Annotated in this window: 22 protein-coding genes; 5 read left to right on the top strand and 17 right to left on the bottom strand. The window is 67.3% G+C overall.

The window, feature by feature from the left end; all coding sequences use genetic code 11:
- Positions 1-285: 285 nt before the first annotated feature.
- The 7 genes from pheT to P0D62_RS15970 form a co-directional block, all read right to left on the bottom strand.
- A complete protein-coding gene (gene pheT / locus P0D62_RS16000) occupies positions 286-2784 on the bottom strand; it encodes a phenylalanine--tRNA ligase subunit beta (RefSeq protein WP_275703543.1) in 2499 nt (832 codons plus the stop codon).
- Positions 2781-3890: a phenylalanine--tRNA ligase subunit alpha gene (gene pheS / locus P0D62_RS15995; protein WP_275703542.1), complete on the bottom strand. Its 1110-nt coding sequence runs from the start codon at positions 3888-3890 to the stop codon at positions 2781-2783. The genes pheT and pheS overlap by 4 nt, the downstream gene beginning before the upstream one ends.
- A 27-nt stretch (positions 3891-3917) precedes the next feature.
- Complete coding sequence (locus tag P0D62_RS15990; RefSeq protein ID WP_275703541.1) at positions 3918-4718, bottom strand: TrmH family RNA methyltransferase; 801 nt, start codon at positions 4716-4718, stop codon at positions 3918-3920.
- Positions 4719-4744: 26 nt separating this feature from the next.
- A complete protein-coding gene (gene rplT, locus P0D62_RS15985) occupies positions 4745-5113 on the bottom strand; it encodes a 50S ribosomal protein L20 (RefSeq protein ID WP_275703540.1) in 369 nt (122 codons plus the stop codon).
- 75 nt (positions 5114-5188) lie between these two features.
- Positions 5189-5395 (bottom strand): 50S ribosomal protein L35, encoded by a 207-nt coding sequence (gene rpmI, locus P0D62_RS15980; RefSeq protein ID WP_275703539.1) that lies wholly within the window; start codon positions 5393-5395, stop codon positions 5189-5191.
- A 47-nt stretch (positions 5396-5442) separates the two neighbouring features.
- Positions 5443-6186, bottom strand: coding sequence for a translation initiation factor IF-3 (gene infC / locus P0D62_RS15975; protein ID WP_406708263.1), 744 nt, complete (start codon positions 6184-6186; stop codon positions 5443-5445).
- Between the two features lie 169 nt (positions 6187-6355).
- Positions 6356-6856: an SseB family protein gene (locus P0D62_RS15970; protein ID WP_275703538.1), complete on the bottom strand. Its 501-nt coding sequence runs from the start codon at positions 6854-6856 to the stop codon at positions 6356-6358.
- A gap of 43 nt (positions 6857-6899) precedes the next feature.
- On the opposite strand from P0D62_RS15970, the gene P0D62_RS15965 reads away from it, so the two are divergent.
- On the top strand, positions 6900-7391 hold the full coding sequence (locus tag P0D62_RS15965; protein WP_275703537.1) for a hypothetical protein: 492 nt from the start codon (positions 6900-6902) through the stop codon (positions 7389-7391).
- Positions 7392-7411: 20 nt separating this feature from the next.
- On the opposite strand, the gene P0D62_RS15960 is transcribed toward P0D62_RS15965, so the two are convergent.
- Positions 7412-7762 (bottom strand): hypothetical protein, encoded by a 351-nt coding sequence (locus P0D62_RS15960; RefSeq protein WP_275703536.1) that lies wholly within the window; start codon positions 7760-7762, stop codon positions 7412-7414.
- Between the two features lie 199 nt (positions 7763-7961).
- Between P0D62_RS15960 and P0D62_RS15955 the strand changes: the two genes are divergently transcribed.
- Together P0D62_RS15955 and P0D62_RS15950 are read left to right on the top strand one after the other, a co-directional pair.
- Positions 7962-8330, top strand: a complete 369-nt coding sequence (locus P0D62_RS15955; protein WP_275703535.1) for a BlaI/MecI/CopY family transcriptional regulator — start codon at positions 7962-7964, stop codon at positions 8328-8330.
- 5 nt (positions 8331-8335) lie between these two features.
- Positions 8336-9124 carry a M56 family metallopeptidase gene (locus P0D62_RS15950; protein WP_275703534.1) on the top strand — a complete coding sequence of 263 codons (789 nt, stop codon included), beginning with the start codon at positions 8336-8338 and terminating at the stop codon, positions 9122-9124.
- Positions 9125-9127: 3 nt separating this feature from the next.
- Here the strand turns inward: P0D62_RS15950 and P0D62_RS15945 are convergent, their stop codons facing one another.
- From P0D62_RS15945 to P0D62_RS15935, 3 genes are read right to left on the bottom strand one after another with little or no spacing between them, the layout of a single operon-like run.
- Positions 9128-10750, bottom strand: coding sequence for a copper resistance CopC/CopD family protein (locus tag P0D62_RS15945; protein WP_275703533.1), 1623 nt, complete (start codon positions 10748-10750; stop codon positions 9128-9130).
- Positions 10747-11460: a YcnI family copper-binding membrane protein gene (locus tag P0D62_RS15940; RefSeq protein WP_275703532.1), complete on the bottom strand. Its 714-nt coding sequence runs from the start codon at positions 11458-11460 to the stop codon at positions 10747-10749. Before P0D62_RS15940 ends, P0D62_RS15945 begins: the two co-directional genes overlap by 4 nt.
- A gap of 50 nt (positions 11461-11510) precedes the next feature.
- Positions 11511-12098 carry a DUF5134 domain-containing protein gene (locus P0D62_RS15935; protein ID WP_275703531.1) on the bottom strand — a complete coding sequence of 196 codons (588 nt, stop codon included), beginning with the start codon at positions 12096-12098 and terminating at the stop codon, positions 11511-11513.
- Positions 12099-12198: 100 nt separating this feature from the next.
- On the opposite strand from P0D62_RS15935, the gene P0D62_RS15930 reads away from it, so the two are divergent.
- Together P0D62_RS15930 and P0D62_RS15925 are read left to right on the top strand one after the other, a co-directional pair.
- Entirely contained in the window at positions 12199-14187 is a 1989-nt protein-coding gene (locus P0D62_RS15930; protein ID WP_275703530.1) for a cytochrome c oxidase assembly protein, read from the top strand.
- 1 nt (position 14188) lies between these two features.
- Positions 14189-16474, top strand: coding sequence for a heavy metal translocating P-type ATPase (locus P0D62_RS15925; RefSeq protein WP_275703529.1), 2286 nt, complete (start codon positions 14189-14191; stop codon positions 16472-16474).
- On the opposite strand, the gene P0D62_RS15920 is transcribed toward P0D62_RS15925, so the two are convergent.
- Genes P0D62_RS15920 through P0D62_RS15895 form a run of 6 tightly spaced genes read right to left on the bottom strand, consistent with a single transcriptional unit; the run spans position 16471 to position 20687 of the window.
- Entirely contained in the window at positions 16471-16983 is a 513-nt protein-coding gene (locus P0D62_RS15920; RefSeq protein ID WP_275703528.1) for a hypothetical protein, read from the bottom strand. The genes P0D62_RS15925 and P0D62_RS15920 overlap by 4 nt on opposite strands.
- A 4-nt stretch (positions 16984-16987) precedes the next feature.
- Positions 16988-17833, bottom strand: a complete 846-nt coding sequence (gene hisG, locus P0D62_RS15915) for an ATP phosphoribosyltransferase (RefSeq protein WP_275703546.1) — start codon at positions 17831-17833, stop codon at positions 16988-16990.
- 29 nt (positions 17834-17862) lie between these two features.
- Entirely contained in the window at positions 17863-18126 is a 264-nt protein-coding gene (locus P0D62_RS15910; RefSeq protein WP_275703527.1) for a phosphoribosyl-ATP diphosphatase, read from the bottom strand.
- Positions 18127-18158: 32 nt separating this feature from the next.
- Positions 18159-19397 (bottom strand): cysteine--1-D-myo-inosityl 2-amino-2-deoxy-alpha-D-glucopyranoside ligase, encoded by a 1239-nt coding sequence (gene mshC / locus P0D62_RS15905; RefSeq protein WP_275703526.1) that lies wholly within the window; start codon positions 19395-19397, stop codon positions 18159-18161.
- 43 nt (positions 19398-19440) lie between these two features.
- Positions 19441-20175, bottom strand: a complete 735-nt coding sequence (locus tag P0D62_RS15900) for an SCO1664 family protein (RefSeq protein ID WP_275703525.1) — start codon at positions 20173-20175, stop codon at positions 19441-19443.
- Positions 20175-20687, bottom strand: a complete 513-nt coding sequence (locus tag P0D62_RS15895) for a DUF3090 domain-containing protein (protein ID WP_275703524.1) — start codon at positions 20685-20687, stop codon at positions 20175-20177. Before P0D62_RS15895 ends, P0D62_RS15900 begins: the two co-directional genes overlap by 1 nt.
- Position 20688: the final 1 nt, after the last annotated feature.

Below are 20688 nucleotides of genomic sequence, written 5' to 3'. Positions count from 1 at the left end.
ATCACAAGCGGCTCAGACCTCCCACGCGCCCGCCGCTGTCTCAAACGCTACATCGCACGAGAACTCTTCAAACACCTCGAAAACCACCATTGACAAACATAGAAGCGTCTCCTTCGTCGCACCTCAGCAACCACTCGCCCTGAGCCTTCGCACCTCAAAGAGCGTCGGTAGTGCTCCCTCGCAGCTCAGGGAGCGTGGGGGCGAGGACCACGCGCCAGGAAAGGCGGGGAACGGAGAACCCCGCACCGCGCCCAGGAGGGCGAGATGCGGGGTCTCTTTGCTTTCTCAGGCGCGCTGGGTGGCTCCGAAGCGGCCTGCCGCAAGGGTGACCGCAGCCTGGCGGGCCTCGGCGGCTTCGGCGTCGGTCAGGGTGCGGTCGGCGCGGAAGCGCAGCGCGTAGGCCAGCGACTTCTTGCCCTCGCCCACCTGCTCTCCGGTGTAGACGTCGAACAGCGAGATCGACTCCAGCAGCTCACCCGCTCCCTCCACGAGGGCGGCCTCCACGTCGGCGGCCGGAACCTCGGCGTCGACGATCAGAGCCACGTCCTCCTTGGCCATCGGGAAGCCCGGCAGCGAGCCGATGCGGCCGCCGTCGCCGGCGTGCTCCAGCAGGTCGCCGAGGTTGAACTCGACGGCGCACGCGCGGGCCGGCAGCCCGTAGGCCTCGATCACGACAGGGTGCAGCTCGCCGACGAATCCCAGAACCTGACCATCGACGCTCAGCTCGGCGCAACGGCCCGGGTGCCACGGGGACACCTCGGAGACGTTACGCCTCGTCAGCGTGACGCCCACCGATGCCGCGGCGGCCTCGGCCAGAGCGACGACGTGCGTCCAGTCGGCGGGCACCGCAGCACGGTTCCAGCCGGCCGGCAGCCAGTTGCCCGCCACCACACCGGCCAGCACCTCGGGCTGAGCCGGCAGGGCGGCGTCGAGCGCCACCAGCTCCTCCTCGGAAGGGCGATAGGCGACGCTGGGCTTGGGCGCGGCGGGACGCTCGGCCCCGAAGAAGCCGGAGCCCGTCTCGAACAGGGCCAGGTCGTCGAGGCTGCGCGACTTGTTGCGCGCCACGGCCGCGAACAGCCCCGGTAGCAGCGTGGTGCGCAGGAACGGCTGGGCCTCGGACAGCGGGTTGGCCAGCCGCACCGCGTCGCGACGCGGGTCGTCGGCGGGGAGCTGAAGCTTGTCGAAGTCCTCCGGCGCGACGAATGGCAGCGACAGCACCTGGTTGAAGCCCAGGTCGGCAACCGCCTGCACGACGGCGCGGCGATCGCGCTGGCGCGGGGTGAGGCCCCCGCCCATCGGCGCGGTGGGCACGCGCAGGCCGATCCGGTGGTAGCCGTACTTGCGGCCCACCTCCTCGACAACGTCGTAGGGATCCACCAGGTCATTGCGCCAGCTCGGAACCTCAAGGGTCAACGCATCGCCCAGCACGGTGACGCCGATGCCGGAGGCCGACAGGATGCGAGTGATCTCGTCCTGGGCGATCTCGACGCCGAGAATGTGACTGATCAGGCCCGCACGCAGCGTGATCTTGCGCGCTGCGGGAACCCCACCAACCACCGTCTCTGCCGTGATCGTGCCGCCGCCATGCTTCACCAGCAGCTTGGCCGCACGCCGAGCCGCGGCGTATCCGAGCCCGGGATCGACGGTGCGTTCGAAGCGCTTGGAGGCCTCGGACGGCAACGCGTGACGACGGAAGGTGCGCGAGACGCTGGCCGGCTGGAAGCTTGCGGCTTCCAGCACGATCGACGTGGTGGCGTCGGAGACCTCGGTGGTCTCGCCGCCCATGACGCCGGCCAGACCGATCGGCCCGGAGTCGTCGGTGATCAGCAGATCGTCCGCGACGAGGGTGCGGTCTTGTCCATCAAGGGTGCGCAGCTTCTCGCCCTCAGCGGCCAGACGGACCCGGATGGGGCCCTGCAGCGTGGCGGCGTCGTAGGCATGCAGCGGCTGACCGCTCTCGAGCATCACGTAGTTGGTGACGTCGACGGCCAGCGAGATGGCCCGCACCCCGGAGGCGCGCAGCCGGTCGACGATCACCTTCGGCGTCGCGGCGCTGGGATCCACGCCCTCGACGGTGATCGCCACGAACGACGAGCAACGCTCCGACTCCAACACGACGGGGTATCCCCCATCCGTGGGCTCGGGCATGGCCTTGCGGTACGGATCGGTGAAGCTCACGCCGTTGGCGATGGCCGCCTCGCGGGCCATTCCCCGCATCGAGAGGCAGTAGGCCAGGTCGGGCGTGACCTCGATCTCGAGCACCTCGTCGGCCGACCAGAACGCCGCGATGGCGTCGTCGCCCGGCTTGAGGGACGAGGTCGCGGGCAGCACGATGATGCCGTCGTGATCCTCACCCATGCCCAGTTCGAGCTCGGAGCAGATCATGCCGTCGGAGATGTGACCGTAGGTCTTGCGCGCGGCGATCCTGAAGTCATCGGGCAGCACGACGCCCGGCAGCGACACCACGACGAGGTCGCCCTCGGCGAAGTTGTGCGCGCCGCAGACGATGCCGCGCGAGGCGGGGTACTCGTCGGTGGCGGGGTCGTTGTGTTCGGGGCCCACGTCGACGCGGCAGTACCGGATGGTCTTGCCGTTCTTCTGCGGTTCGTTGACCAGGCTCAGCACGCGGCCGATCACCAGCGGGCCGGTGACCGGGGCCGAGATCTCCTCGATCCGCTCGACGGTGAGGCCGACGCTGGTCAGCTGGGCAGCCAGCTCGGCGGGGGTGACGTCGGCGGGCAGCGTCACGAGCTCCCGCAACCAGGAAACGGGAACCTTCATCGGATACCTCCAAGCAGGCTACGGCTGAAACGGATGTCGCCCTCGACGAAGTCGCGGATGTCGCGGGCGCCGGTGCGGAACATGACGGTGCGGTCGATGCCCATGCCGAAGGCGAAGCCGGAGTACACGTCGGTGTCGACGCCGCAGGCCTTCAGCACGCGCGGGTTGACCACGCCGCAGCCGCCCCATTCGATCCAGCCCTCGGACTTGCAGGTCCGGCACGGCGCGTCGGGGTTGCCGACGGAGGCGCCGTGGCAGACGAAGCACTCCAGGTCGACCTCGGCCGACGGCTCGGTGAACGGGAAGTAGTGGGGACGCATGCGCGTCTTGACGTCGCCGAACATCGCCTTGGCGAAGTGGTCGAGCGTGCCGCGCAGGTCGGCCATCGAGATGCCCTTGTCGACGACGAGGCCCTCGATCTGGTGGAACACCGGCAGATGGGTGGCGTCGTACTCATCCGAGCGGAATACCTTGCCGGGGCTGACGATGTAGAGCGGCAGATCGCGGGTGAGCAGAGCGCGGGCCTGGACCGGCGAGGTCTGGGTGCGCAGCAGCTTGGCGTCGGCGATCGGCTCGATCCACAGCGTGTCGGCCTCGCCCCGGGCCGGGTGATCGGCCGGCAGGTTGAGCACGTCGAAGTTGTACCACTCGGCCTCGAGCTCGGGGCCCTCGGCGATCTCGTAGCCCAGGCCGACGAAGACGTCGACCATCTTGTCAAGCATGCCGCTGATCGGGTGCACCGAGCCGCGCGGCTGGGCCTGCACGGGCAGCGTCATGTCGACGCGCTCGGCGACCAGCGCCTGCTCCAACTCACGCGCCGCGATCTCCTCTTGACGGGAGGCCAGTGCCCGGTTGACCGCACCACGCGCCTGGCCGACCCGCTGGCCGGCCTCCTTGCGGGCGTGCGGCGGCAGCGCGCCGATCTCGCGGTTGGCCAGCGCCAGCGGCGACTGATCGCCGGCGTGCAGCTGACGCACCTGCTTCAGTTCCGCGCCGCTGTTCGCCGCGGTGATCGCAGCCAGGGCATCGTCGACGTACCCCTGAACCACATCGGGGCTGAGCGCGGCGACCTGCTTCGGGTCGAAGTTGTCGTTGGGCCCGGACATGGGCACTCCTAACTAGATGTACTGCGTTCAACTAGCTCTGCGTTGGGCCGACGCGGTGGCATACAGGCACACCGCGGCGGCGCTCGAAAGATTCAGGCTCTCCGCCTGCCCCCACATGGGCACCGCGACGGAGGTGTCCGCCAGCTTGGCGTCCTCGGCCGGGAGCCCCCACGCCTCGTTGCCCATGATCCACGCGGTGGGCCGGGACAGCTCGCCCTTGGCGGCTTTCAGGTCGAGGGGCTCGCCCACACCGTCGGCGGCCAGCACCTGCATGCCCATGGCCCGCACCCGATTGACGGCCTCGCTCAGCGTGGCCCCGGTGAGGATCGGCATGTGGAACAGGCTGCCCACGGTGGAGCGCACCGTCTTGGGGTTGTAGATGTCGACGGAGCCGCTGGTGAGGATCACGCCATCGGCCCCGAAGGCGTCCGCGCACCGGATGACGGTGCCGGCGTTGCCCGGATCGCGCACCTGGGCGCAGATCACGATCAAACGCGCGTCGGATAGGTCATCCCAATCGAAGCTGAACTGCCGGCACACGGCGACGATCCCCTGCGGGGTGACCGTGTCGCTGAGCTGGCGCATGGTGGCCTCGTCGGCCGTCCACACCGTCGCGCTCGTTGCCGCCAGCAGGTCGGCATGACGCGACGGGTCTTGGACGATGACGTCCTGCACCAGCTGCTCGGCCTTCAGCGCCTCACGCACCGCCTGCCGGCCCTCCACCAGGAACTTGCCGGCGAGGTCGCGCCCGCGACGTTGGGTCAACCGACGAATCGAACGCAGCACCCCTCCCGGGAGGGCGGGCACTGCGTTCGGTTCGTAGCTCACTTCGGTGACGTCAGACGCGGCGGCGCTCAGGCCGCAGCGACGGACTGGTTGTCCTTGGCGATGTTCACCAGCGCGACGAAAGCGGCGTTGTCATTGACGGCGAGCTCGGCGAGGATCTTGCGATCCACCTCGACGCCCGCGTTCTTCAGGCCGTTGATGAAACGGTTGTAGGTCATGCCCTCGGCGCGGGCAGCAGCGTTGATGCGCTGGATCCAGAGGCCGCGGAAATCGGCCTTCTTCTGACGACGATCGCGGTAGGCGTAGGTCATCGAGTGGAGCTGCTGCTCCTTGGCCTTGCGGTACAGGCGCGAGCGCTGCCCGCGGTAACCGGAGGCGGCCTCGAGTACTTCGCGGCGCTTCTTCTTGGCATTCACAGAACGCTTGACGCGTGCCATGGTGACTCCTTTTAAGAAATTAAGTTCAGACTACGGGTGAGGGTGAGGGGCGCGGATGCGCCGGGCGTCAAAGGTTCAGCGACCCTTGTGCTTGCCCAGCAGCTTCTTGGCCTTCTTGGCGTCGGGCGCGGCGACCTCGACGTTGCCCTGCAGGCTGCGGATGCGCTTGGAGGACTTGTGCTCGTTGAGGTGGCCAAGGTTGGCCTGGCGACGCATGAGCTTCCCGGTACCGGTGGTCTTGAACCGCTTCTTGGTGCCCGAATGCGACTTCATCTTCGGCATGTCAGTGCTTCTCTTTCTTATCTATCCAGTCGATCTGCGAGCGAGGCTCAGAGATCGATGTCGGGGTCCATGTTGTCGGCGGGGCCGCGACGCTTCCTGGGCTGCTTGACGGCGGCAGCGGCAGTACGCATCTCGGCCTCCGCAGCCCGCTCGGCCTCGGCGTTGTGCTTGCGCTCCTCCATGCGGCGGTCGCGCTCGGCATCGCGATCGACGCGAGCCTCGGACTTCTTCTTGGTGGGGGCCAGCACCATGAGCATGTTGCGGCCGTCCTGCTTGGGGGCGGACTCGACGACGCCGTGCTCGGTGACGTCCTCGGCCAGCCGACGCAGCAGCTGCATGCCCAGTTCCGGGCGCGACTGCTCGCGGCCGCGGAACATGATCGTGATCTTGACCTTGTCGCCTTCCTTCAGGAAGCGCACGACGTGGCCCTTCTTCGTCTCGTAATCGTGCTTGTCGATCTTGAGACGCAGCTTCATCTCCTTGGTGGTGACGTTCGACTGGTTGCGTCGCGCGTCGCGCACCTTCTGGGCAGCCTCGTACTTGAACTTGCCGTAGTCCATGAGCTTGGCCACCGGCGGGCGCGCCATGGGCGCAACCTCGACGAGATCCAGGTCATTTTCCGCAGCAAGGCGCAGGGCATCCTCGACGCGCACAATGCCGACCTGCTCGCCGTTGGGGCCGACGAGCCGGACTTCTGGGACTCGGATTCGATCGTTGATCCGGGGTTCAGTACTGATGGGTCCTCCATGAGTGTCTTTTGTTGGCAGAACAGCGAAAAGGCCTCCGCGCACGCGAAGGCCTGACGATATGCGCGACGGGGCTGTCGCGCGATGACCCGGCGACGGAATCGCCTAGGTGGGAGATCAGGCCTCCACTTTCACGGATCAACCATTCCAGCTGATCAATTGCTCGACCCATGGTAGTCGCCGGGGCCACGTCGCCCAAATCGAGCGCGCGTCGTTACTCGGCGGCCGCCACCCAGGCGAAGTCGCCGGTGTCCAGTTCCACTAGCGCCCGGCCGGCCGCCAGCTGAGTCAGCACCTCGCCCTCGACGACGAACGGCACCGGCCCGGCGACGTCGATCAGCAGCGTGCTGGCGTTCGACGGCTCGACGGTGGCCGCCAGTTCGTCCAGCAGGCACAGCACAGGCCGGGCCTGCGGATTCCAGGCCCGCATCGAGTCGATGCCCGTGAACGCCAGAAGGTGGGTGACGCCCTCTGCTTGGAGCGTGACGGCTGCCATCTCGGCGTGCCGATCGGGATCCGGATGGCCGGTCTCGTCCCCCGACGCGACGATCGGCATCAACAGCCGCGATGTGCAGAGCGCGACGACGGCGCGCACATAAGAGGTCTGGTCGATCACCCGGGCCAGAGCATGCCGGACCAGCGGATCGGGCGCCCCGTTGTCCCCCGCGAAGCGAGCGCTGGGCTGAGCGAGCGATCTGAGGGCTTGTTCCGGCATGGGCCTGAGCCTATCGCCTCCTGCTCTATGCAAAGCTTGGGGCATGGACATCGCGCTGCTCGCCACCATCGGCCTCATGCTGCTCATCGCCGGCGTCTCGGCCGGGCTTTGGGGGCGCTCACACCGTCTTCGCCCCATCGTCGGCGGGATCGGGCTGCTCGTCGTGCCGTTGGGGCTGTGGCTGTTCGGCATCACCGACCTCGCGGTCAACGGCGTGCAGAGCCTGATCGACTGGGCGCAACGCACCGTCTGGAACGACATGCTCACCTGGGGCGCAGGGCTGACCGGCGCGGGACTCCTGGTGTTCATCATCTCGCGCTTCATGCCGTCGGAGCCGAAGCCAGCCAAGCCCGCCGCTCAGCAGAAGGCCGCCCCCGCACCGAAGCCGACCGCCGGCCTCACCGGCCAGGCCCCCAAGGCCCCGGTGGCACCGCCCAGCGCGACGAAGAGCACGCCGGCCGCTCCGCAGGCCAGCGGCGCCGACGCTGAGGACGCCGAGATCGAAGCGCTGCTGCGCAAACGCGGCATCATGTGACAAGACCGGCGTCTACGCGGCTACCACAACACAGCGACGGCGGCGTTGCCGAGCGTGAGGAGGCCGACGGCCCAGAAGACCGCGCTGCTCGGCTTCCCCTCGGGGCTCTTGCGCTGACGCGCTTGGCCGATGCCCAGCAGGGCCCCGATGACCAGGAGCACCACCAGCTTCACCGCGATCTTGGCGTAGTTCAGTTCGGCGCCTCCCCATGGCGCAGCGAGGGCGAGGCCCGCGACCGCAGCGATGGCCAGCCCCCAGTGCATCACGCGGTTGATCCGACGCTGACCTGCGGCCTCAACCGCCCACCCACCGAAGAGCATCGCAAATCCGACGAGGTGGGAAAGAACGACGATCGCACGCAGAGTCTCCATATCTTCAGGCTAGGGGCAGACGGCCTGGGACAAAAATTGGAAGTGGGTAGTCGTCCGACAGCGTGATGCCACGGCACAGCGCGATCCCAGGGACGCTGCGATCAAAGCGCTGCTGCGCACGCACGAGATCATCCAGAACCGATTCTCTACATCTTGTGTATATAATTCCCGACACGGAAGCAGGCGCTAAGGAGGCCCAATGGCACGCACTCGAGAGCATGGCGCGTTGGAGTCACGGGTGCTGGAGATCCTACGGGCGCTCGATCGGTCAGCGAGCGCGGCCGACATCCGAGAGCATTTCGATGAGCCCAAGCCGGCACTCACGACGCTGCTGACCGTCCTTGAGCGCCTGCGCGTGAAGGGCGCGATCCAACGAGAAGAATTGTCCCCCAGGAAGGTCCGCTTCACGCCGACGCTGAGCGCGGAAGAGGACGCCGGCTCCGTAATGATGCACGCATTAGACGGTGTACCAGACCGGCGTGCCGCGCTCCTCCACTTCGCCGGCAATCTCGACGGTGAGGATCTTGCTTTCCTCCGCCGTGCCCTATCCAAGGGCGCTCCGGAGTGACGGCCTTGACGTTACTGGCTACCACGCTGATCATCGCCTTGTGGACGCCAACCGTCCTCTGCCGCGGAAGCTGGCAGGTTTTCCACCCCAGGCTGGCTCTGGGGCTGTGGTTCACCGTGCTCGGCCTCGGACTGGCTTCGTCCTTCGGACTCTTCCTCGCAACCCTCGCCATTGCGGCCACCACGACCACCTCATCCACCAGCGGCCTTCTCATCTCGGTCGGCGCCTGGCTCACGGTGTTTGTCACCGCCGGAGCGATCGCTGTGCTGGGCGCTGTCGCAGAGCCCCTCGCGGACTCCTATAAGGCGTCCCTGAGTCACCTCCACCCGGTGGCGACTTCACGGCAGGACCGCGGCGCCTTCATCCTGGTGCGCTTCGCCTCCGAGCAACCGGTCGCCGTGGCGGTTCCGGGGCGAGACCCGGAGATTCTCATTTCTTCCTCACTCGAAGCGAGCCTCACCAGGCCTCAGCTGCGCATCGTGCTGGCCCATGAGTACGCCCATCTGCGGGGCCACCATGGGCTGTTGGTGAGAGCGGCGGAACTCAGCGCCGCTTTCCTTCCCCGCTTCCTGCCTGCCGGACAGCAGCTACGTCGAGCGACTCTGATGCTGGTGGAACTGATTGCCGACGATTCGGCCGCCCGGCAGGCCGGTTCCGAGCAGGTCGCGATCACCCTCGCCCGGCTCGCCGAACTCTCTGGCGATGCTGGCTACCTGCTCCGCGCGCAGCGCCTCCGCCAGGCCCCTGGCGCCACCTCCCCGATCAAGGGACTCGCGCTGCCGGTCCGAGTGTAGGATCTAGTCCACCCGCACTACGGTCACCGCGATCGGCCGCTCGAACCGGGACACCCTGGCGGAGATCTGCAGCGCCCACTCCCCCACGGCAGGAAGGTTCACTTCCGCCACCCATTCCGCGGTATCCGGATCGAAGGCAGCAACGGCCTCGATCGGGCCAAGATCCTGCTCCGGAAGGCGTGCGGAGATCTTCACTTCGCCCTCTTGCATCGGTTCGCCGCCATACTCGACGGTGAGCGCGAGCGCGTTGACGCCCCGGGCCGCAGGAGTGAGACTTCCCTCCACCAGCATTCCCTGCGACTCGACGGCGATCATCGCTGGGGCTGAATGACGCGCCGAGTGATCGTGCCCAGAAGGGCTCAGGTTCGTCAAGAAGCCGGTGACCACCAGCACGGCGCCCAGAATCACGGCCTCCTTGGCCACCGAGCGACGAAGGTGCAGCCACGCGGCATCGTCGTCACCCGCCCGCAGCCGGGGCACCAGGACGAATCGATTCCATGCCGCAAGGCCGACCACCGCCAGCACCATCGCAACCTTGAGGAGCAGAGTCCGGCCGTATCCGGTATCAACCACCGCGGCGGGGGCAGGTAGGACCAGCGTCGCCATCGCGGTACCGGACAGCGCGAGCGCCGCGACACTCGCCAGTGCCCAGTGCGAGAACCGCGCGACGATGCGCGAAACCTGCTTCTTGCCCACTCGCTCCGCCGGTTTACAGGTCAGAAGGACGCTCAGCCCGACTAGTCCACCCACCCAGAAAGCCGCACTGACCACGTGGACAAGATCGCTCAGCATCATCAGCCAGGCCGGTCGCATTGTGCGGGTGTGACCGGTGACCAAGGGAGCTATCAGAGCCGGAAAAGCCAGCACCATCGCGACGGGGGCTGCGCGGTTCAGCAGCCACCACGCTGGACCGGAGGCCAGGATGCAGGCGGCCGCGACGACGACCGCCGGCTGTACATCCGAACTCCAGGTAGCCGGAGCAAGGGCGTCGGACGGAGCCCCACCCGTTCCTCGCAGCGCCGTGAAGGCGATCAGCAGGACAGAGGACATGGCCGACAAAGCCCATCCGGCGCGGGCCGGGGGTTCCGGCACCGGCACATCACGGCGCACAACCCCCACCCGCCAGGTGAGCATGCCCAGCGCCAGCAGAAGGCCGAGGTATTGGATCGCGGTGAGCACACCGACGAGCCTCTCGGTCGCGGAGTCGGTGGTCTCGATCTCAGTGATCGCCGACGATATCCCAGCATCACCATCTCCCACCATGAAGGTGATCACGCCGGCAATCGGGTGGCCGTCCGCCGAGATCACACGATAGGCGAGGGCAAAGGATCCTGCTTGGGCTATCTCCGGCAGTTCGATGGAAACGGCCGCGTCACGCGCCTCAGCACCGAGCACCACAGGTTCACCGTCGGGCGGGAACAGCCGCGCCGCACCGGAGACAGGGGTGACGCGCTCGTTGAACACCAGCTCTGCGGCGTCCGGGAAGGTGTCGAGACGAGCCCCCTCCTCCGGCGTGGAGCCGAGCAGTTCAGCGTGGGCGACGGCGGGAAGCACCGCCACCCACGATGCGAGCAGAGCCAGGACCAGCATCGCGACGCCCGCCCGCGCTGACCGTACGTCACTCACGAGCGGGGACGCGACCTCAGCAGCGCAACGATACCCGTCAGGAGCCCGGCAGCACCCACCACGAGGGCCGCGATGGTGAGACCGCCGCCGGTGGCCGAGGCCTCAGGCCCGGCGTTGTGATCCGAGTGTGCCGCCTCGTCGTGGTCGTGGCTGTGACCGCCGTCGGAGGAGGCGGCGGTGAGTTCGAGCGCTGGCGCAGGAAGGGCAAGATCATGAGGATCCTGTCCGTCGGCGGGAATCTCCACCCAAGCCGACTCGCCCTGCTCACAGCTCTGCACCGTGGGAAAGTAGAGGGTCTGCTCACCGTCCTCAGGAAGCTCCAGTGACAGCTCGAACGCGTCGCGCTGGCCGTCGGGAAGCGGTGTCTTCGCGGTGTAGATCACCTGGGCCACGCGCTCGGTGACCTGGTTGCCGTGACTGTCGGCGACGGGGGGCTCCAGGGTCTCCATCACCTTTTCGAGGTCGTAGAGAGCATGGCGGGTAGGCGTCACGGCGTTGATGCCCTCGGGAATCTGGATCGCGACCTGAGTGGTCGGTGAGCCATCGCAGGCATGCGGAACGCTGAAGGTGACTAAGGCGTAGGATCCCGGCTCATTGGTGCTAGAAGCGGCCGACACATGGGCGAACGCCAGGGATCCACCGGCTGCCACCAGGCACACGGCGCCGAGAGCGCTCGAGGCCGCGACACGCAGGAAGGACATCTTGTTCATGGGCTTTGCTCTTTCTTGGTTGGATTTCCGAGGACAACGGCCGGTGCCGCCTACGGGACGAGCATGATCCAGCTCATCGCCGACATGCCCGCGAGCATCACGATCATCGCGAGCGGGTCCAGCAGGGTGGGGCCACGGGAACGGCGGGCACGTGTGGCCACCACCAGATCGACGAGTTCGACCAACGCGGCAACGACCATCGCGGCAACCAGCGCCACGCCGCTGAGAACCGACGCCGGCGCCAGTGCGTGGCCCGAGTGATCGTGATCGTCTCCGGAGGGACGCATGATCGCGATCATCCACACCATCGCGAGCATCATGATCAGATGCACGATGTCGTGCCATATCGGGTGATGGCCCCATCGCTGGTCCGAGATGACCCCGTTGGTGCGAGCCAGGGCGACGCCGGCGAACCAGACAGAGGCAGCGATGAACAGGATCAGCTGGGGTACCCAGGGCCAGACCTGCCACCACCGCCACACCATGGCTGCCATCACCAGGCACATGACCACATGCCACAACTGCCCCGCCCGCTCGCCACCGCCGACCCGCCGATCTGCCGCACGGAACCCCGTGTACCCGGCCAGCACGGCGAAGGACGCGGAGAAGAGCCATTGCACGGCGGGGGTCGTGAGCATCAGAATCCGTTCTCTACGTAACGTAGAGCACAGTACCAGACGATGCCCTTCGGTTCCACACATTGTAGAGTTTCGTTGTCCCATCGAGGAAGGCAACGCCATGGACAACCCCACGGCCCCTACCGGAGGTCGCTCGCTCATCGCCGGCATCATCGTGGCGACCGCCTTGGCCATCACTGTTCCCGTGACACTGACCGTCATGGCGGGCAGCGAACCGTACGGGATCGTGATCCGCGCCTTCCCGGGGGTCGTCGTCGCCGCGATGACCGCTCTGCTCCAAGCTCTCTCCGAGCTGACGGCGACACTCACGATGGGCGCCTTGACCGCCGTACTTTTCCTACGCTCGGTTTCCGCTCGGGAATCCCACGACCTGATTCCTGGACACGACCTGACCACCCTGAGGGTCGCCTCCAAGTCGTGGGCGACGATTACGGTTTCCCTGGCGATCATGGAATTGCTGGACTGGAGCGGGGTTCCCTTTTCAGGGATCACCTCGCCGGGTGTCTTCAGCTACATCCTGGCCTCTTATCCGTATCCGGGCATGCTCGCCGTGCGGCTTGCGGCTGTACTGCTAGTGGCCTTCGTCGTCACCTTCGCCACCCGCTGGACGACCCTGCTCATCGCCGTGTGGGCGTCGGCGATAGCCATCCTCGGACCCATCGTGGTAGGCCACGTCCTGGTCGGACCCTCTCACGACCTCGGCGGCGACGCTGCCGTGGTGCAAGCTGTCACGAGCTATCCCTTACTCGGAGCCGTGGCGGTCTTCGCGCTGCTTCTGGCGATGGGCACCCCTCCGTCGGCGACGAGCTGGCGGCGCCTCGTTCGAATGGCCTGGATCGCCCTACCCGTCATACTGATCACCGACCTGATCATCACGTGGTTCTTGTTGGCCGGCAGCAGCCTGCTCGCTTCACTCACCGGCGTCCTGATCGTCGGCCGCTGGGCCGCGCTCGCGCTGGTGACGTCAGGCTTACTCTTCACCAGGGCCCCGCTGCACAGGCCGAGGCCACCCAGGGCGCTTCCGCCGATTCTCACGATGCTCGGAATCGGGCTGTGGGTGGCGTTCACCGTCTCCATGCTGCGCGAACCACCACCTCAGTTCTTCGTACCCACCTCGATCAACGAGATCTTCCTCGGCTTCGAGGTACGCGAGGCGCCTACGCTCAGTGTTCTATTCACCCACTGGCGCCTCAATCTGCTCTTCGCAGTCGTAGCCGCCGTCGGCATCATCTCCTATCTCATCGCCGTCTTCGCCGCACGTCGGCGAGGCGTCAGTTGGCCATGGCCCCGCATCGCGGCATGGAGCCTCGGCTGGATATTGGTGGTCTACGCCACCAGTTCCGGATTCGGCAAGTACTCGGCGCCCCATTTCGGCGTCCACATGATCGTGCACATGGGTCTGAGCATGCTCGTGCCGATTCTGCTCTCGCTCGGCGGCATCGTCACTCTCCTGCTGCGGGCCAGCAGCGCCCGTACGGTCACTGACGGACTCCACCAGTGGGTCAGCTGGATCATCGGATGGCGTGTTCTTCGAGTTCTCTACAACCCCCTCATTGCTTTCAGTCTGTTCATCTCGTCCTACTACGTGCTCTATTTCACCGGGATCTTCGAGTTCCTGATGAGCTACCACTGGGGGCATCAGTTGATGAACGCGCACTTCCTCGTCGTGGGCTACCTCTACTACTCGCTGCTGATCGGGGTGGATCCCGCCCCACGCCCGCTGCCCCACATCGCAAAGCTCGGCCTCGCCATGGCGGCCATGCCCTTCCATGCCTTCTTCGGCGTGATCCTGATGAGCGGTGGCAACATCGTCGCAGAAGGGTACTACCGCTACCTCGACATTCCCTGGGCCGATCTCGCGGCCGCGCAAGAGATGGGCGGGGGTGTGGCTTGGGCCGGCGGCGAACCGGCCTCGCTGATCGTCGTGATCGCCCTGGGCGTGCAGTGGGCACGCCAGGATCGGAGAGAGGCCGCTCGGATAGACCGGCACTTCGACACCGGGCTCGACGCGGACTACGACGACTACAACCGCATGCTGCAGCGTCTCGCAGCCCCAGCCCCGCCACCCCGCAACAACGAGGAGTCCTGATATGAGTCCCGTCACCGCTCCTGGCTCCCCGATCGAACTCGAGATCTCGGGGATGACCTGTGCCGCATGTGCCAACCGCATCGAGAAGAAGCTGCGCAAGCTCGACGGAGTGAGCGCGACGGTGAACTACGCCACCAGCCGCGCCACCATCGTCGGACTGGCCGACGCCGAGACCGCCATCGTTGAGGTGGAGAAGGCAGGCTACGGGGCTCACCTCCGTGCGGAGGACGACGACCTCTGGTCGCAGCGCGCGGCCGAGGCCCACATCACCTCCCTACGCCGGCGACTCATCGTCGCTGCCTCGCTGGCGATCCCCCTGATGGACCTCACCATCGTGCTCGCACTCACCCCCGCCTGGCGTTTCCCTGGGTGGGAACTGGTCTGCCTTCTGCTCGCACTTCCGGTGGTCACCTGGGCCGCCTGGCCATTCCACAAGGCCACGCTGCGCAACCTCCGGCACGGCTCAGTGAGCATGGACACCCTGGTCTCGCTCGGCATCGCCGTCTCGTTCGGATGGGCGGTCGCGACGCTGCTATTCGACATGGGCAACACCGGCGGACCCCAGTTCTGGATCGGACTGGGCGCGATTCCGGCCGGGGCCGAGTCGGTCTATCTCGACGTCGCAGCCGGCATGACCACATTCCAGCTGGCTGGCCGCTACTTCGAGGCAAGATCGCGCCGACGGGCGACCGGTGTACTGAGCGCCCTGCATGCGCTGGCTCCCACCGACGTGCGGGTACTGCGTGACGGTGAGGAGCGCCGCCTTCCCGTCGCCGAGCTTCGTCTGGGGGACGACTTCGTCGTTCTTCCCGGCGAAAGCATCGCCAGCGACGGCGTGGTGACCGAGGGCTATGCGGCCGTCGATGCATCGATGCTGTCCGGTGAGCCAGCCCCGGTCGCAGTAGGCCCCGGCGATCCCGTCACCGGCGGCACGATCTCCACTGATGCTCGACTCCTGGTCCGGGCTACCGCCGTGGGCGCGCACACCCAGCTGGCTCAGATGGCGGCTCTCACCGAGGATGCACAGGCCCGCAAGTCGCACGCTCAACGCCTGGTGGACCGCATCATCGCCTGGTTCGTCCCGGCGATCATCACCGTAGCCGCGCTCACCGCCCTGGGATGGGTGTTGTCCGGAGCCGGATGGACGTACGCCATCGGCGTTGGTATCAGCGTGCTGATCATCGCCTGCCCGTGCGCCCTCGGACTCGCGACCCCGACCGCGCTCATGGTCGGCATCGGGCGCGGCGCCTCCCTCGGTGTGCTGATCAAGGGACATGACGCTCTCGAGGCCAGCGGGCAGATCACCACCGTTCTGCTCGACAAAACAGGCACCCTGACCACCGGAAAGATGCAGGTCAACGAGGTCTGGGCCGTCGATGGTGACACCGACCGCCTGCTCCGCATCGCCTCGGCCGTGGAGCGAGGCTCGGAACACTCCATCGCCCAGGCGATCCTCGGCGAAGCACGGCGCCTCGGTCTTGCCTACGCTGAAGCAACAGACTTCTCCGCCCTTCCCGGGCTGGGCGCTCATGCGCGGGTACACGGCGAGGAGGTCATGATCGGCAATCGACAACTCTTCGCGAATCGCTCCGTCGACGTCACTGGCGCCACGAAGGCGCTGGATCGGGCGGACGGCATCGGCGAGACAGTCGTACTCGTAGCCTGCGACGGTGCCCTCGTCGGAACGATCGCGCTCAGTGACGCCCTCAAACCGGGCGCTGGGCACGCGGTGGCGGCGCTCAAAGCCCAGGGCCTGCGCGCTGTTCTGCTGACCGGAGACTCTCGGCGGGCGGGCGAGCACATCGCACGCCAGCTCGGGGTCGACGAGGTGATCGCCGAGGTATTGCCGGCCGAGAAGGCCCACGTGATCGAGCAGCTGCAGCGCTCCGGTGAGCGAGTGGCGATGGTGGGTGACGGGATCAACGACGCCATCGCCCTGGCTACCGCCGACCTCGGCCTGGGCGTGGTGACAGGCACCGACGTTGCGCTGAAGGCGGCTGACATCATCGTCGTGAGGGACGATCTGTCAGCCATCGCCGATGCCGTCGGGCTGTCGCGGCGCACGCTGCGAACGATCAGGACAAACCTCCTCTGGGCCTTCGGCTACAACGTGGCCGCCATCCCGATCGCCGCAGCCGGACTGCTGAACCCGCTGATCGCAGCAGCTGCCATGTCGTTGTCCAGCGTGCTGGTTGTGCAGAACTCGCTTCGGCTGCAGAACTATCGTTCCTCAAGGGAAATCCCCGGGACGGTTTCGGAAGCTGAACTGCTGCCAACGGCAGGTTAGTCATCGGCCGCGGCAACACCTTCGCTGCTGGCACCCTGCGCGACCAGCCAGCGACGCAGTTCACGAACCTTGCCCTGAGCCTTCTCACCTTCCAGAGATTGAATCGCCAACACGGCCCTGCGCTGAGCGGTACCGTCCTTCTTGATCAACAGGTAGGCCCACGCGTCGCCCTGGCGAAGCCGCAGGCCTGCGATCTGATCCACGGTGTAGCGGCGCACGACGGGGCCGTTGCGCACCGTCACGACGCCGCCCTCGGCCCAGAGCCTCGAGTACCCCAGCGAGAGCATGAAGCCCACCATGAACAGCAGGAAGAACAGCAACGTGGCGGCCTGCGGCCAGGTGATCTGGTCGCGGATCTCCTTGCCGATGGCCGACCAGCCATACAGCGCGAGGGAGAACAGCACCAGGGACAGCACCGCCGCGGTGGCGAGCACCGTCGCGCTGATGTAGTGCAGGCGCTCGGGCACCTGCGGTGCGTCGGCGTCCGGGGTCTCGGGAGACTGCGTCATGTCGTCAGAACCTGCAGGCCGCCAGCTCGCTCAGGATGATGCTGCGCGCACCAGCCTCCCAGAGCTGGTCCATCAGGCGGTGGGCGCCCACCTTGGGCACCAGCACCCGGACCGCAACCCAGCCCTCGACGGACAGGGAGGAGATCGTCGGCCCCTCGACGCCCGGCGCAAGCGCGACGGTCTGGGGCAGGTTCTTCTCCTCGACGTTGTAGTCGAGCATCAGGCGGCTCTGCGCGACGAGCACGCTGCTCAGCCTGGTGAGCAGGCCCTGGGCACCGGGCACGTCGCCCACGCCGCTGCGCTGGATGACGACGGCCTCGGAGTGGCAGATCGGGTCGCCGAAGAGCTCGAGACCGGCCTTCTTGAGGGTCGTGCCGGTGTCGACGACGTCGGCCACCACGTCGGCCACACCCAGCCGGATCGCGGACTCCACCGCGCCGTCGAGGCTGACCAGCGAGGCCTCGATGCCGCGCTCGGCGAGGTAGGCGCCCAGCAGGCCCGGGTAAGAGCTCGCGATCCGCTTGCCCTGCAGGTCGGCCAGCTCGTAGTCGGTGCCCTTGGGCGCGGCGAAGCGGAACCGGCTGGCGCCGAAGCCCAGCTTCATGATCTCGTCGGCGTCGGCCCCGGAATCGAGCAGCATGTCGCGCCCGGTGATCCCCAGATCGAGCTGGCCGCTGCCCACATAGACCGCGATGTCGCGCGGCCGCAGGTAGTAGAACTCGACGCCGTGCTCGGCGTCGATCAAGGTGAGTTCCTTCGAGTCGGTGCGCTGCCGGTAGCCGGCGTTGCTGAGCATCTCGGTGGCGGCTTGAGCCAGCGAGCCCTTGTTGGGGACGGCGATCTTGAGCAGGGTGTCGTTCACTTCTTCTTCAGCCTTCGTCACAGGTAGCGGTATACGTCTTCGAGGGAGAGGTCTAGCTTCAGCATCATCACCTGGAGGTGGTACAGCAGCTGGCTGATCTCTTCGGCGGCGGCCTCCTTGGACTCGTACTCGGAGGCCATCCACACCTCGGCGGCCTCCTCGACGATCTTCTTGCCAATGGCATGCACGCCCGCATCGAGCCGCTCGACGGTGCCCGATCCCTCTGGGCGGGTGCGGGCGGTCTCGGTCAGTTGCTCAAAGAGCTGCTCAAACGACTTCACGCCGTACAGCGTAGTGCCAGGAGGACAGGGAGCTAGAGCCGGATGCCCAGCAGGGCGTCGACGGCGGCAGCCAGCTTGGCGCCCTCCGCCGGGTCGGCGCCCTCGGCTCCGCTCACCTCGGCCCAGGCGTCGACGGCCGCGATGGCCGACAGCGTGTCCAGGTCGGTGCGCAGTGCCGTTCGGACCGCGGCGATGGTGGCGTCGGCCGGGGCGGGGGCCGCAAGGGCCGCGCGCCAGCGGTTGACGCGCGCGGTGGCGTCGTCGAGCTGCTCGCGGGTCCACTCCCACTCGCTGCGGTAGTGGTGCGCGATCAGCGCCAGCCGGATGGCCATGGCGTCGCCGCCGGACTTCCGCAGCCGAGAGACGAGTTCCAGATTGCCCAGCGACTTGCTCATCTTCTCGCCGTCGAGGCCCACCATGCCGGTGTGCACGAAGGCCTGGGCCATCTCCTCGTGGGCTGCGACGACGGCCTCGGCCGCGCACATCTCGTGGTGCGGGAAGATCAGGTCGGAGCCGCCGCCCTGCACGTCGAAGCCCGGGCCGAGATGGCGCAGCGCGATCGCGGTGCACTCGATGTGCCAGCCAGGGCGGCCGGCGCCGAGCGTCGAGTTCCAGCTGGGCTCGTCGGGACGAGCGAAGCGCCAGACCAGGCAGTCCAGGGGGTGACGCTTGCCGGGCCGCTCGGGATCGCCGCCCTTCTCAGCGAACTCCGCGATCATGGCGGCCTCGTCGAGATGGCTGACGCCGCCGAAGCCGGGGGCGGAGACGGTGTTGAAGTACCAGTCGGGGTGCTCCGGATCGTCGACCTGGTAGACCAGACCGCTCGGCACCAGGTGTTCGATGAGTTCGATCACGCAGGCGATCGACTCGACAGCCCCGATGTAGTGATGCGGCGGGAGGACGCGCAGGTTGCGCATGTCGGAGCGGAAGAGCTCGATCTGGTCCTCGGCCAGTTCCTCCCACTCCTGACCGGTCGCGGCGGCGCGCTCGAGAAGCGGGTCGTCGACGTCGGTGACGTTCTGGGTGTAGTTCACCTCGAAGCCCAGGTCGAGCCAGGCGCGGTACACCAGGTCGAACGCGAGGTAGGTGAACGCGTGACCCAGGTGGGTGGCGTCGTAGGGGGTGATGCCGCACACATACATGCGGGCCGCTTCGCCGGGCGTGCCCACCTCGACCATCTGCTGCGACGCCGTGTCGAACAGCCGCAGGGCGCCGGGCACCCCGTCGGACGGCGGAACGCTGGGCACGTCTACCTTTTCCCACGCAAACATGACCACAAACCTAGCGGGTGCCGCAGACGCCGCCGCGCGGGCCTCAGATAGGAGGCCAGGGAATGGACGGCCACCCGGGGCTCGGCTGCGGAAACTCTCCGGCCTCAGCGAGTGCCTCAGCCCGCTCTGACAAGGCCTTCCACTCTTCATCGGCGAGTCCATCCGCGAGCGGCTCGCTCCAGGAGGCCGCCGTTCCCAGAAGGCTGAGTTCGCCAACGGTGAACGGGGATCCGGCGAATCCCCACAGCACCGTGCGCAGCTTCGGCTCAACGTGCATGCTCACCCCGTGGTCGACGCCACGCAGGATGTCTCCGTCGCCGATGATGTGCGCCGCCTTGCGGTCGGAATTGTTGAGCAGCGCGTCGAACAGGGCCATCGTGCGCAGCCGCTCGTCGTCGCGATGGCAGAGCACGACGGGACGGTCCTCCTGATCGACGCCGCCGACGATGGGGAGCCATTCCTCGGTGAGTTCCTCCGGGCGGAGCAGGTCTACGAGCTCGCTGCGGGGCGCGTCGATCCATCGCTGCACCGATCCCTCCCCCACGGGCCCTTCGTACCAAAGCGTGAGCGGCACGACACCCAGCCCCAGCTCCTCAGAGATCGCATAGGCGGCCACCTCGCGGCGGCCCAGGGTGTGTGGCGGGAAGTCCCACAACGGCGCTTCGCCCGCCACGGGCTTGTAGACCCACGCGTCCTCTCGCTCGTCGACGGCGAGGAAGGTGCCGTTCGAGGCCTCCGTCAGCCTGCCCAGGATCCGCAAGCGGCCCTCCGGCGCCATCAGAACAGCGGACCCCGGTAGCCGTTGGCGCGCGGGCAGATGTGGGCGGACGGCCCCATCGGCTGAGCGCACACGGGGCAGGCGGGCCGCCCGGACGCGACGATCACCTCGGCGCGAACGGAGAACTCGCGAGCCATCGTCGGGCGCAGCCACACCTGCAGCAGCTCGGGTTGATCGTCGGCGGCCTCGACGGGGAACAGCTCGATCTGCACCGCGTTCCTCCCGCCGTCCCAGGCCAGGCCGATGGCACCGGCGCGGAAGCTCACGGCGAGCGGCGCGTCGAGAGGACCGAGATCCTTGGGGTCGTGGATCGGCGGGACATCATGGCCGAGCGCCGCGAGCTGATCGAGGATCTCGCCGATGCGACGCCCCAGCAGCAGCGCCTGCTGCTTCTCGATGGCGACGGCTGCCAACGTGGGGCCTTGTGCCACTTGGATCAGGAACAGCCTGTTGCCCGGCTCGCCGACCGTGCCGACGACGCAGCGATCGGGATGGGTGAACACGAGCTCCATG

Origin of the sequence: Tessaracoccus caeni, from assembly GCF_029211185.1 — a bacterium.
Classification (GTDB): Bacteria; Actinomycetota; Actinomycetes; order Propionibacteriales; family Propionibacteriaceae; genus Arachnia; species Arachnia caeni.
This window is presented reverse-complemented; position numbering and strand designations above follow the sequence as displayed.

Excerpts from the sequence above, each read along its gene's own strand:
- pheT (WP_275703543.1), bottom strand. The coding sequence starts at position 2,784 with ATGAAGGTTCCCGTTTCCTGGTTGCGGGAGCTCGTGACGCTGCCCGCC.
- pheS (WP_275703542.1), bottom strand. The coding sequence starts at position 3,890 with ATGTCCGGGCCCAACGACAACTTCGACCCGAAGCAGGTCGCCGCGCTC.
- rplT (WP_275703540.1), bottom strand. The coding sequence starts at position 5,113 with ATGGCACGCGTCAAGCGTTCTGTGAATGCCAAGAAGAAGCGCCGCGAA.
- rpmI (WP_275703539.1), bottom strand. The coding sequence starts at position 5,395 with ATGCCGAAGATGAAGTCGCATTCGGGCACCAAGAAGCGGTTCAAGACC.
- P0D62_RS15970 (WP_275703538.1), bottom strand. The coding sequence starts at position 6,856 with ATGCCGGAACAAGCCCTCAGATCGCTCGCTCAGCCCAGCGCTCGCTTC.
- P0D62_RS15965 (WP_275703537.1), top strand. The coding sequence starts at position 6,900 with ATGGACATCGCGCTGCTCGCCACCATCGGCCTCATGCTGCTCATCGCC.
- P0D62_RS15960 (WP_275703536.1), bottom strand. The coding sequence starts at position 7,762 with ATGGAGACTCTGCGTGCGATCGTCGTTCTTTCCCACCTCGTCGGATTT.
- P0D62_RS15955 (WP_275703535.1), top strand. The coding sequence starts at position 7,962 with ATGGCACGCACTCGAGAGCATGGCGCGTTGGAGTCACGGGTGCTGGAG.
- P0D62_RS15940 (WP_275703532.1), bottom strand. The coding sequence starts at position 11,460 with ATGAACAAGATGTCCTTCCTGCGTGTCGCGGCCTCGAGCGCTCTCGGC.
- P0D62_RS15935 (WP_275703531.1), bottom strand. The coding sequence starts at position 12,098 with ATGCTCACGACCCCCGCCGTGCAATGGCTCTTCTCCGCGTCCTTCGCC.
- P0D62_RS15930 (WP_275703530.1), top strand. The coding sequence starts at position 12,199 with ATGGACAACCCCACGGCCCCTACCGGAGGTCGCTCGCTCATCGCCGGC.
- P0D62_RS15925 (WP_275703529.1), top strand. The coding sequence starts at position 14,189 with ATGAGTCCCGTCACCGCTCCTGGCTCCCCGATCGAACTCGAGATCTCG.
- P0D62_RS15920 (WP_275703528.1), bottom strand. The coding sequence starts at position 16,983 with ATGACGCAGTCTCCCGAGACCCCGGACGCCGACGCACCGCAGGTGCCC.
- mshC (WP_275703526.1), bottom strand. The coding sequence starts at position 19,397 with ATGTTTGCGTGGGAAAAGGTAGACGTGCCCAGCGTTCCGCCGTCCGAC.
- P0D62_RS15900 (WP_275703525.1), bottom strand. The coding sequence starts at position 20,175 with ATGGCGCCGGAGGGCCGCTTGCGGATCCTGGGCAGGCTGACGGAGGCC.
- P0D62_RS15895 (WP_275703524.1), bottom strand. The coding sequence starts at position 20,687 with ATGGAGCTCGTGTTCACCCATCCCGATCGCTGCGTCGTCGGCACGGTC.